Consider the following 12308-nt stretch of genomic DNA (forward strand, 5'->3'; position numbering starts at 1 on the left):
GGGAATTTTTTAATACAAGAAAAAGGGTGATTACTCTTGTTTGAAACAACCTATTTAGCCGGTGGACGATTAGATCCACCCTTTCATCCAACTAAAACAGAACCATTCATACCTGGTTTCATTATGGATTCCACATCATTTAAAACGGATGAAGTGAAATATACATTGCTTGCAGATATGGAGATTTACGCAATTAGTGTTAGTTCTTCCATTTACGAATTAGATGATAAATGGGATTTAATCGTGAACGGGCAAACCGTTTGCCAAGATATTTATACAAAGCGGCTTCCGGAAGGGATGCACTTTATGGTTTATACAGCAGTTAAAGCAGGAGACACAATTGTATTTCGATTCCATAACCAAGGAATTCTTGATAAAACAGTTTGGTTTGAATTGCACTTTTTAAGATAAGGGGGCGTATTGATGAGCTTTGCTGTTACCTATATGGCTGGTGGAAGATTCGATGCACCTTACTTCCCAACAAAAACAGAGCCATTTATACAAGGGCGAAGAGTTGGTATACATGATGAAATTCATGTAGATAAGTTTTCATTACCATTCGAAACAGAAATGATTGCTTTTTCTGTTGCTGCTTCACATTACAGTGACTCGGACTACTGGAATTTATTTATTAATGGCCAACAAGTATTTAAAGAGGTTTATGTAAAAGATGTGCCGGAGGGATTTAATTTCTCCATTGTAAAACCTATACCTGCTAATGCAGAACTAAAATTTGAATACCACAATGCATCTGCAGAGAAAAAAGCCATATGGCTTAATTACCAACTATTAAGAGATTAGGAGCGTGAAATAGATGGCATACGTTGAAAAAATGTATACAGAAGGCGAATTCCAAGACGAAATTGTTAAATTGGTAATCGCTAACGGATGGAAGAAAGTAAAATCGTTTTTCAGAGCCGTTTATCCGGATTTAGACATAAAATCCGAAGATGATTCAAAGTTTGAGTTCGGCATGAGTAAGCACATGCTAGTGAAGAACAATAGCGGTTCTATTTATGGAATTGCTCAAATTTCAAAATGGTCACTTAAAAAGTCAGAGATTAAATACAACTTCACAAATGAAGAAGGTAAGAAATCTTTTGCCGAAGATGGTAAAAAACGTTTAGAAAGCGGCAGGGATCGTTCTTGTTTTTATGTTTATATGATTGAAAAAGAACCCAGCGTTGCAGATGAGGGTGTTCTTGTTCTTCCTTATGAATTTAATAAATTTGAAAAAATATTATTAGATGTGGAATTAACTAAGATAGGAATTACTCTAAAGACAAATCCAAGTGGTGTCGGTACATATAAAGTTTACTCCTATGACGAAGCAGAGACACAAGTCATGATGTCTCCTTGGGTGAAAGTAACATTACGAAATACGAATTTACAAGGTATCAATGCTCAAACAAACTGGTGGCCTGATTCATTGGTTCGAATTAATGGCCAAGTTGATGAAAGCCGTGTTGTTTTATTAATACAAGCTGATAATACACCAGCCTTTGAAAACAACGTAGTTCCAGTTACACCGCTTTATATGGGCCAATTAGAAAGTTACGCTAATGATGATACATTAGGTGATGCATTATGGGCGGGAACAGCTTTTGATACAGGTAATGAAGAAGCATCACATAAATTCGATTTTAACGACACGAAACCATATAGAAATGTAGAAAACTACATGCCTGTCATGAAGTCTTATCCACGTTCCCCTGGTAATGGTATTGATAACGTAATTATTAAACGTTCAAGATTAGGAGCAAGATACCAGGCTCATTTTATTGCTTGGAATGTAGCGCCTAATGCAATGCCACCAGATCGCGTTGGTAAAGATGGTGGCCAGTATTCACTAGCATGGCAATCGCAGGATAATGACGAATACAAATATCAATTTAACCCGTCTGTTTATAGCAATAAAGTACATACTTCTCGTGCTTATATTGTTCATCCAGATGAAGGTGTACGTGGATATTTACCTTATATGATCCTATTGTCTCCGTTAGGTCTATTAAATGGCGATAGATTAAAAGTTAGAAAGAATACTTGTCCAGATTCACACGACATTTACAAATTCTTTAATGTAGATGCTATTTCACCAATTACAAAAAGACCTGCTACGGCGTATCGTCCTGCTGGATTAGGTATTTTTGAGAAAACAGTATAAAGGAGTGTACATATATGTGGTTTGATAAAGTCGTATATTTACAAACATTACCGCAAGAATTAGAAAAACTATTTGCTGATAACGGTTGGAAACGAACGCTATTTTTCCAAATCAAGAGCGGCATTTCAAAATTTATTGATGTAAGGTTGTTTGAATCGTTAGGAAGCGATGGAGAACGTAGAAGATTCGGCATAGCAAATGCGTATGACACTGCTGATTCTGATTTCACTGATAGCCGCTTTATTTCTGCAGATTCTCCACTAGGTAAATTAGGGATGGGGGATGGAGTAAAGAAAGACTTCTCCATCCCTGTTTCTCCTGTTCTTGGCCCTTCTGTCATTGTATATGTAAATGGGTTTGAACAAGAAAAGAGTAAATATAAGGTGGATGCAACTACAGGAAAAGTAACATTTACTACCGCTATTGCAAAAGGTGATAAAGTAACATGCGAATACAGATTGGCTACCAACACATATGAGCCAAACAATGACATGCTGCTATTTACTTTCAATCGATACTTTATTGAAAAAGAGATCCTTTCCGGTGATAAATTAGGGGAATTAGGAAAAGGAAATGGAACGAAAAAGAACTTCGCATTGCCATTCCCTAACTTTGACGAAAGTAGGACCGTAGTTTACAAAGATAATACTATTGTTGATCCTAGCGAGTATTCGTTTACTGAAACAGAAATTGTATTTAAAACCGCACCTGCAGCAGATACAACAATTAAGATTAGTGGTATTTATTTCTTATTACCAAAAGAAGACGGGACACTGGATACATTAACGGCAAAAACAAGTTTCGATGTACAAAAGATGGAAAGTATTATGGGCGAAGTATATTCTACGATTAATTTTGTGAACCCATCCCCTTATACATCAATTAGTTTTACACCGGAGCAGCGTTTCTCTAAAGAATTAAATCGCGACTCTGTTGTTTATCTGTATGGGAACGCAAACAAGGACCGCTTAGTTATGTTTATGCGTGTAGATCCAACACCAAATCCAGTTCGTGCATTATTTGTTCCGTTGTATATCGGGAAATTATATACATTCGATGTTGCACCAAGAAAAAACATGATTATTTTAAGTGGCTGCAGACCAGGCGACCAATTTGTATATTCGCCAAATAAGAAAATCGGTAATGCGCCACTTGATTACGGTTCTGATACATCAAACGGAAACGAAACGGTTCAATTATCACAATCAAGCACAGGAGCCATGTACCAACATCATTATCTAGCTTTCATTACTCATGATATGTCAGTAGATAGTGGACAAGGACGCTTTAATCCATCGGTTTATAGTGGTAAATATCATTTATCTCAAATTTATATTGTTCATCCAAACGATGGATATGTTGGAAAACTAGATGATGTTTATGCAGTTCATCCAAAGAATATCCAGCAAGCTGATGAATTAGAAATTGAAAAAACAGTTGTAGATGAAGTACTTGGTCAAGGCGATGGCCATCGTAAAGTATTTCATTTAGAACATAAGCCAAAGGGCGAAACGTTAAGATTATTCATTTCATGTAAAGAAGTAGAAAAAACAGATTATGTATACAATGCAGAGGATAAGACCGTTACATTTAACGAAGCACCGGTTATTGGTTCTGAAATCACAGGCGCTTATGAAATGGCTCAATTATATCGTTATACATTACCGACAACGCCAGTTTGTCCTATGACGCAAGCGAAAGCAACACCATTTAATCCAATTGGTTTAGCGATCTACAAAGAAGATATTTAAGCATAAGGGGGTAGCAGAAGAATGAGTGAAAAAGTTTATTCTATTGCTTCCCCTTCTATATGTACCAAAGAAAAAAGTCATGTTGTTGTCGTTGGTTCTGGACCAGATCAGAATGAAAAAGTTTATTCTTTTTCTATTACACCAGCAAATACAGAAAACAAAAATGATGTTGATTATCCAATTTGCATTGCTCCTTATGCGAGATATAAGGCTGTTAAAGAAGATAACGCAGGAATAACCGCCACAAAAGTAAGAGCAAAAGGGATTTTAACAGATGTTGTAGAGAATGCATTGCGACAAATAGAGGTAGAAGCCTACATTTCAAATACAACTGATTCTGATTTAAATCGAAATATAAATGTGGCCAACATTGAAATGCAGCATTCGCAACGAATGGACAGGATTTCTGTTCAACTAATTTCTGCAGAAGAATCACCACAACACAGACGAATTTTCGATATAAACCATATCGAAGGGGTAGAGAGCGAAAAACCAAGCGAGATAGAAGCAATGGTACACGCTTCTGATGAAACAAATCTTATAACGAATGAGTATGAAGCTGCACCGATCATAAAGCAGGATTTACTAAAAGGTAAGTTACGTGAATTCGCTGCAGGTGTAGAAGTATTATCGGAATGGGTAAATGTTGCGCGTATTGTATATGGTGAAGGTTTTTATAATGAACTTATGGCCGAAAGAGTTGCAACGGATTATGAAGCTGTATCCATGCATAATGAAACGGGCGAGATTGTTACCAGGGAGCTACAAGCTACACATGCAGAGGTTACTTTATCTACTGCAGTTCCAAATATATTACCTGTATCTATTGCCGAAAATGAAACTGGTGATATACAGCAAAAAGAAATACTTCTTCATGCTCCGGCACAATTCGAATTTGGTACAAAAGAACGAGAAGTTAAAGGGATTATAGAAGAATTTGATTTGTTCAATGGTATGGGTATACCGGTTTATCTTCCGGATTATGATTTATTTGCTCGTATGCAAAGAGACATTGAAACGTCTATCGCTAAACAATATGAGTTGAATCGTGTAGAAGAAATTGAAAATGTGGACCTGCTTCCTTATGAAGATATTGAAAGTGCGTATTTAATTCGTGACATAGATGTAGCTCAAATTAACCTTGATCACTCTATTCGAGCAAAGGAACTTGCTGCAGATGTTATCGCAAGTAACGACGTAAGCAAGAAAATAAATATATTTGATTCTGAAAGAAATGAATCCGCATCATTTACAAGAACAAAAGAACAGTATATGAATGTAGATACAACACACACATTTGAACGTATCGTAGAAACACTTGATTCTGTTTACGCTGATCAACAAGAATTCGCAAATAAAGAAAATGTATTTACTGCAGCTATAGAGGTAGGACAAGAAGTTGAAAATACTTCACGGATATTATCTGTTAAAGACATTTCCGAAACTGACGATGCGAATAAATCGCAAAACATATTCGAGATACAGACAATTGTCACAGAAGAAGCAGAAAGGTTACATGAAATAAATGCCGGCATTACTGATACAGATTATTCTCATCGTATCTTCAAAGAATTACAAGGCGTATCGCCAGACGTTACATTTGCAGAAGTGAAAAATGAGTTGCAAGCAACTGTAGTTGAACTGGAACAAGCTGATAAAGAAGATACTGCAGTACTTACACATGTTGATGACATCTCTTCATTCGGATTAAAAGAACGCGTACTTATTACTGATGTAAATACTGATGAAGTTGCCAATAAAACCGAAAAAGAATTACAAGCTACCATAGAAGAGTTTGATTTATTTGAGGGCCTTGGTATTCCCGTATATCTTCCAGAATTCGATTTGTTTGGCCGTGTTCAAAAAGAACTAGAAACATGTATTGCCTTATTTAATGATTCATCTAAATCATTAAATGTGATGCAAATTAAGCTAGATAAAACAATTGAATCTGAAAAAGCAATGAAAGAACATACAACTGCAGTAATTGAAGAAGTAGCTTCGGACACTGTTCCAGTTATCTTAGATGCTGAACATATAACTTTAGACATTTCTTACAAACAAAATTCACAACAAGCTCTTATTACAGATCAAGAAGCTTTTACCGGTATACGTGAATTTGAAGGCGGAATTATCTCCGATATAACACCGGCTGATAAAGAAGTTATAACAGCCGATACAAATGTAATTGAAACAGTAGATGCAGCAAGGGAATCTGAACAATATGCAATCGTTAGTGAACATGAATTATTAGAGCGACAGACTAGCATAGAAGCTACAACTAACAAAGCAGATACATTTTATAGGGAACATGAATTAGAAAGCGTTACAGAGAAATATGAACGGTTTGAACGTACACCAGAAAGAGAATCAGTTCTAGAAGATAATGAGCTATTCAAAATGGAGAGAGTACTAGATACAGAAAAACCAGATGAATTAATAGTTATCGAAAAAGAAAATGATGATCCTAAGTTATGGCTGCGGCATAGTCGTCAATCTTGGTGGACAAATTCAAATTGGAAGAAAACAAGATAAAGAGAGGGTGATGGTATGGCGTATATAGGACAAGTACTCAAAAATCCAGAAACCGGTTGGAGACGTTATGATGATAACAATAACGTTATTACGTATGAAGGTGATTGGAGAATAGCTGAATCGTCTTACGCCGCTTATGGTAAATACCATCTTTGTAGTGGCAAATCAAAAATACGATTTTCATTTATAGGTAGTAAACTTCGGATAATAGGTGGTACTCATAGGGGTTGGACTGGTACTGTTTATGTTGAGATAGATGGTGAAAATTGTGGTACTTATACTAACTATAACCCTGCTTCATATGGGGAATATTCTATTCTCTTATACGAAAAGAACGATCTAGAGTACGCAATCCATAACGTTGTTTTGCATACAGATGCGATAAGTACTTTAGACGCTTTGGATTTTGGAGAACCAGGAGGGCTTGTCACTCCTATTAAAGTTAGTGATACTCTAAAAGAACCTCAACTTGGTTGGTCACGATTTGATGATACGGATAGTAATTTTCATTATTCTGGAGCATGGGACATATCTAAATCAGTTGAACACTATGGAGGTTCTATACACTTTTGTCCAGAAAATAACAAGCCAGCAACTGTACAATTCAAATTCTATGGGAAAGCTTTACGAATTATAGGTTTATTATCTTCTTCGTATGATGTAGGTCAAATTTCAATTGATGACATGCCATCCGAAAACATTATTTATACGTATAACCCTTTAAAACCTCAGGCACTAGTTTATGAGAAAATGGATTTAAAAGAAGATTTTCATACAGTTAAACTATCTGGTCTTAATATAAATTTTGATGCAATTGACATTCTAAAAGGAAAGCTAGTTCCTTTTAAACAAGAAAAAATAAAAGTATCCTTATACGAAAAAGAAAGCGGAAAAATATTTGTAGATGATTTTGATTCCGTAAATCCAAAATGGCTTATGTCACCATCAAATTCATTTAACAATGCTATCAAAAAAGGATTCTTACGTATGAATCATTCTGCAGATAAAGACGTTGTGCTTTTAATCGATAAACCACAAAGTGACTTTGCAATCCAGGTTATTGCGGATTATGCTCCTACAAAAGAAGGAGATGAGGGCGGCTTACTGATTTATCAAAATGAAAAGAATAAAGTCGAGTTTCTTGAATCCTATTCTGCTAATGGTTCACAAAGCAATAAAGAGTGGATGGCAATATGCAAGGAGGATCAATGGGACTTTTATACAAAGACAGATACATTTTTTGATTATGCGGATAACGATTCATTGGCAGCAAAAAGAATTGGTGTTGTTTTAAAAAGAGGAACTGCAGAGGAATTTGTACCGCTAGACATCAATAAAATTATTATGACAACAAGCAATATGTTACGTCTGCGCCAACTATATGAAAATTATAAGGTTGTATTAAAAGATACTGCAGATAATATCCTGTCTACTAACATCGTAGCTGCAGCTCATACCGGCATTGATATTCTACTTCCTTCTTTAGAGTTTGAGGGAATCATAGAAATATATGACGAGGAAAACGAACTGATAGCAAAGAAACAAGCTACCTTCTATGGTGGGGATATGTATTGTATGGGTTCATCCCTACAAATCAAAATGAATAGCGCAGAATTAAATACAACGGATCCAACGAATTTAGGTTACATGGTGAATAATGAACGTATTGTAAAAATGACAATCGTAAATGACAACATCGGTGCTGCTACAAATATAAAACTATCCATTCAACAGTACATGGAGAAAGTCGGTTACACCTGGGCGCTTATTTCGTTAGATGGGACAAGCTTTTTAAATGAAATACAGATTGATTCAGTAGCCGCACAAAGCACACGTGATTTTTGGGTAAAAGTTGTGAAGGATACAAATTTCCTAGCATTCGAACCAATTTATTTTAATATTCATCTAAAACATAATTGAGGTGAATACAATATGGGAACTGTAATGAAATTATATAGATATACATCCGAAAGTGAGATTACACCGTCAATCCTTATTGAGAGGAATGTGCAAATAACAATTGAACCAGGAAAAACTCTATATACTCCATTGGATGTAGGCTGTAACAAATACGATATTCGCACGATTCAAGTTACAAATGATTCAAATGTTGAAGCAATGCTATTTATGTACGACCAAAAAGAGAATGGGAATCAAATCTATAAAAGCTTATCCGAAAAAAGAACGTATGATATTTTATCCATTCCTTGCGAGGATAAAGATCATACAAACAAGGTCCATCTTTATATAGAAAATAGGGGCGTAGCAAACTCCACTTTTAATATTTCTATGAAAGCGATACGTTTAAGTTAAGGAGGAACATACAGAATGACAAATAAAATTTGTAAGTTACACAGACTAGAGCGAAGAGAAGTCTTTATGAAGATTATCGATGAAATGAAAAAGGCTGGGTGGCAGCAATTAAATGCTGATGCGCCATCAAAAGATAAAATTTACGTCATGTACTCAAGCGGTAACGACGGTATGAAGAACCATTCTATAGAATTGCGCCCATTCGATCACGTCACTGCAAGTAGCCAAGATATTATAGCAGGAGTATATAGGGACTATGATATAAGAGATCCTGGTAAGTCTGCTACTGATGCAAGCTTTAGATTAATTGAACGATATGATAAAGAGAAGGATATTACTTTTGGAGGACCTGGTTCGTTCTACCCATTATGTTTTCATCAAGGGAAAACAACTAACAACGCTAGTATTACTACTACTATTAGTAAACCAATTGCTATGGTGGACCTATATTTATACGTTGATAAAGACATTGTTATCTATTGTGTTTATGAAAATGATGATAATCTTCCAGAACGAAAAGGGAAGACTGTAATAGGATTATTTGGTATTCCAGATGAACTATATCAACAAGAACAATTCACACCTATATCTTCTCCTTTTAGTGTATTGGTGAGCGTTTGTCCAAAATGGGACCCTTATGCAGCACTGGTGGCTGCTAGAAGTAAACTTATATATGAGGGATTAAAAAATGTTTCTGTTCCTATTTTCATTTGGGATAAGGTATTTTTAAAGGCACCATCTTTAGAAGGAAATATAATATTTACATCATTTTTTATAGGAGATAACGTAGATGGATTAAGAGCAAAATTTGATGGCCTTTACACATATAGAGGTTCAAATTTTGTAATTGGCGATATCGTTGAAATTTCTCAAGATGGAGAAGTCCAGAAATATAAATTATTTAACACCTACTACTCAAATGTATGGAGTTCATTTTCGGAGTTCAACATTGCATTAAGAGTAGAATAAGGCTGGTGATTTTATGACAATAAAAGGCATAATATTTCAACCGAAAACACTGTATCCAACCGTACAACGTAAACCACAAATACGCAAAGGTTCAAAATTAGAAATCAGTAACATGTATATTACAGGAGTTAGAGCAACTGCTATACGCAAAGGAGTTATGTTTGATTTCTCCCGAAACGAAAGTAAAACTACTGAAAAAGCAGTGATGAAACCACCACGTACTGAACCACTAGAATACGCGTGGAAGAAAATGAACATATAACTTTATTAAAACCAAGCGTGCTGCAGCAGGCTTTTTTATTTTGGTCAAAATTTGAAAGGAGGTGAGAACTTGGAAAGAATTCACGAACTCATCAAGGCATTGAATATAAGCGATGTTATTACAAGTACTCAATTTAAAGTAGGTGGTGCTATAGGTGGTGGATTAGGAACAATAATCAATTTGTTATACGGTAAAGCGAACTTAATTTGGATATCAATTTACTGCTGGATTATCATGCTCGACTGGATTACTGGTAGTAAGGCTTCAAAATTAGATGGAACATACTCATCGCAATATGGCATTGAGGGCATCACGAGAACCGTGGTGCTTTTATCATTACCAGCTCTTGCACATTTATTTGATATTGCTCTTAAACTACCTGATTTCTTTTTCTTCATGGTAGTCGGTGGATTGAGTTACCACATCTTTAATAGTTTCGCAGCAAACTGTGCACGAATTGGCTGGGAAAAATGGATTCCTGCATGGTTATTAGAAAGTGTAGCATCCGAAATACAAGCAAAAATCCAAAGAAGTGATGCACGAAAAGAAAAACATAATACCAAATAAAAAAATACACGCCTTACATAAGGAGAGCAATGTCAAAAGACGGTGCTCTTTTTGTTTGGCAAAAAGGGGAAAATACACAATGAAAAAACCAATTAAACTATTTAGCTCGTTATTTATGACTCTATTACTCTTATTTTCGTTTGCTACGGCTTCTTTTGCCGATAGAGTACTGATTATCCAAGACTTACCGAAACAAGCATATCGCTACGGTGTGGGTTCTTATGAGGGCGTTGTTGCACATAGTACTGCAACACCAGAAGCACCAGCAATTAACATTCGAAATTATGAAGCTAGAACATGGAGAAATGCATTTGTACATTATGCTGTAGATTGGAACGAAACAGTCCAAATTGCTGATACAAAATATGTTGCTTATGGTGCTGGACCAGCTGCAAATAAAAGATTTGTTCACGTAGAACTTTCTGAAACTAGCAACCCAGATAAATTTAAATCTTCTTATGAGCGTTATGTAAAACTATTAGCTAAGATTTTAAAATATAGAGGGATTCATCCAAGCAAAGGTTTATGGACACATAAAGATATTACTTACAAATTAGGTGGAACTGACCACGAAGATCCGATTGATTACCTTCGCAATCACGGTGTATCAGAATCACAATTCAGAGTAGACGTACAAAAGGCGTATGAAGGCGAAATAGTTACAGTTAAACCAAAACCACAAGAACTATCTCAAAACGTTGTAGGCGAAACAGGAGTAGCTTATATTGATGGATTTAACATAAACCTAAGAAGTGGACCATCAACAAATTATGGTGTTATCCGTCAATTAAATAACGGAGAAGCATATCAAGTATGGGGAAAACAAGGTGATTGGTTAAATCTTGGCGGTAATCAATGGATTTATAACAACCCATCTTACATTAAATATCAAGGGGAACAAACTACTACTTCAAGTTCTGTAATAGGAAAACGTGTTGTTTCTAAAGTGGATGACCTTCGTTTCTATGACTCTGCTTCTTGGTCTGATAAAGATGTAGCAGGAACGGTAGATGAAGGACTTGGATTTACTATTGATGCTAAAGTATCCGTTAATGGTTCACCACAATACAAAGTACACAACAGTAAAGGCACAACATACTATGTAACTGCAAATGAAGCCTATGTGTATGTAAAGTAGAGAAAAGAACTTTTTTTCTATAATTCTTAGTTAAACATTAAATAGAGAATTTCAAGCTTCAAAACCAAATGAGAAATGGGTAACGGATATAATCTACTTGATTTTCAATGGGCAACGCCTGTACTTATAAGCTATTTAGGATTTGTACAACAATGAAATTGTTGCCTATGAAACCAGTCGTAGAAACGACTTAAAGCTTGCGTTAGATACAATTAAAAAGGTAAAGAAAAAAGAAATGTAACGGGAATCCTCTTACATAGTGATCAAGGGTCTCAATATACATCTCTTCAATATAATCAATTACTTAAAAAAAATCAGCTGAAGGCAAGTATGTCTCGACGAGGTAACTGTTGGGATAAAGCTTGGATGGAAAACTTCTTCAGTCACTTTAAGGCAGAATGCTTTCATTTATATTCCTTCCGCAAAGCAGATGAGGTTAAATTTGCCGTGCGCAACTAAGCAACCTGAGTCCATATAAATATAGAACTCAGGTTGCTTAGTTGCGCTTTTTAAATCCTGTCTACTTGACAGGGATCACTACATTATATGGTACTCTTATATGAATCAGTACACCATTCATATATTGTTAATGTTTGTGAGTCATGAACA

At 35.5% G+C, this 12308-nt stretch carries 12 protein-coding genes; all 12 read left to right on the plus strand.

Annotated elements, in window-relative coordinates; all coding sequences use genetic code 11:
- Positions 1-36: 36 nt before the first annotated feature.
- The 12 genes from ACTFRH_RS07085 (at position 37) to ACTFRH_RS07140 (ending at position 12158) form a co-directional block, all read left to right on the plus strand.
- Positions 37-411 (plus strand): Low copy number virion structural protein, encoded by a 375-nt coding sequence (locus ACTFRH_RS07085; protein WP_088338742.1) that lies wholly within the window; start codon positions 37-39, stop codon positions 409-411.
- Positions 412-423: 12 nt separating this feature from the next.
- Complete coding sequence (locus ACTFRH_RS07090; RefSeq protein ID WP_000006649.1) at positions 424-801, plus strand: hypothetical protein; 378 nt, start codon at positions 424-426, stop codon at positions 799-801.
- Positions 802-814: 13 nt separating this feature from the next.
- Entirely contained in the window at positions 815-2164 is a 1350-nt protein-coding gene (locus tag ACTFRH_RS07095; RefSeq protein WP_088338743.1) for a hypothetical protein, read from the plus strand.
- Positions 2165-2178: 14 nt separating this feature from the next.
- The gene (locus ACTFRH_RS07100) at positions 2179-3915 is read left to right on the plus strand and encodes a hypothetical protein (protein WP_440048730.1); all 1737 of its coding nucleotides are present in this window, start codon (positions 2179-2181) and stop codon (positions 3913-3915) included.
- Between the two features lie 21 nt (positions 3916-3936).
- Complete coding sequence (locus ACTFRH_RS07105; RefSeq protein ID WP_201145313.1) at positions 3937-6450, plus strand: hypothetical protein; 2514 nt, start codon at positions 3937-3939, stop codon at positions 6448-6450.
- Between the two features lie 15 nt (positions 6451-6465).
- On the plus strand, positions 6466-8370 hold the full coding sequence (locus tag ACTFRH_RS07110) for a hypothetical protein (protein WP_000323411.1): 1905 nt from the start codon (positions 6466-6468) through the stop codon (positions 8368-8370).
- Between the two features lie 12 nt (positions 8371-8382).
- Complete coding sequence (locus ACTFRH_RS07115; RefSeq protein WP_161508161.1) at positions 8383-8763, plus strand: DUF1998 domain-containing protein; 381 nt, start codon at positions 8383-8385, stop codon at positions 8761-8763.
- 15 nt (positions 8764-8778) lie between these two features.
- Complete coding sequence (locus ACTFRH_RS07120; protein WP_161508162.1) at positions 8779-9732, plus strand: hypothetical protein; 954 nt, start codon at positions 8779-8781, stop codon at positions 9730-9732.
- A 13-nt stretch (positions 9733-9745) separates the two neighbouring features.
- Positions 9746-9994 carry a hypothetical protein gene (locus ACTFRH_RS07125; RefSeq protein WP_161508163.1) on the plus strand — a complete coding sequence of 83 codons (249 nt, stop codon included), beginning with the start codon at positions 9746-9748 and terminating at the stop codon, positions 9992-9994.
- Positions 9995-10063: 69 nt separating this feature from the next.
- Entirely contained in the window at positions 10064-10561 is a 498-nt protein-coding gene (locus ACTFRH_RS07130; RefSeq protein ID WP_000439586.1) for a phage holin family protein, read from the plus strand.
- Between the two features lie 79 nt (positions 10562-10640).
- Positions 10641-11699, plus strand: a complete 1059-nt coding sequence (locus ACTFRH_RS07135; protein WP_161508164.1) for an N-acetylmuramoyl-L-alanine amidase — start codon at positions 10641-10643, stop codon at positions 11697-11699.
- A 246-nt stretch (positions 11700-11945) separates the two neighbouring features.
- Positions 11946-12158 (plus strand): DDE-type integrase/transposase/recombinase, encoded by a 213-nt coding sequence (locus ACTFRH_RS07140; RefSeq protein ID WP_080545931.1) that lies wholly within the window; start codon positions 11946-11948, stop codon positions 12156-12158.
- Positions 12159-12308 lie beyond the last annotated feature (150 nt).

Source organism: Bacillus cereus group sp. MYBK216-1 (assembly GCF_051916495.1).
GTDB classification, from domain to species: Bacteria; Bacillota; Bacilli; order Bacillales; family Bacillaceae_G; genus Bacillus_A; species Bacillus_A thuringiensis_K.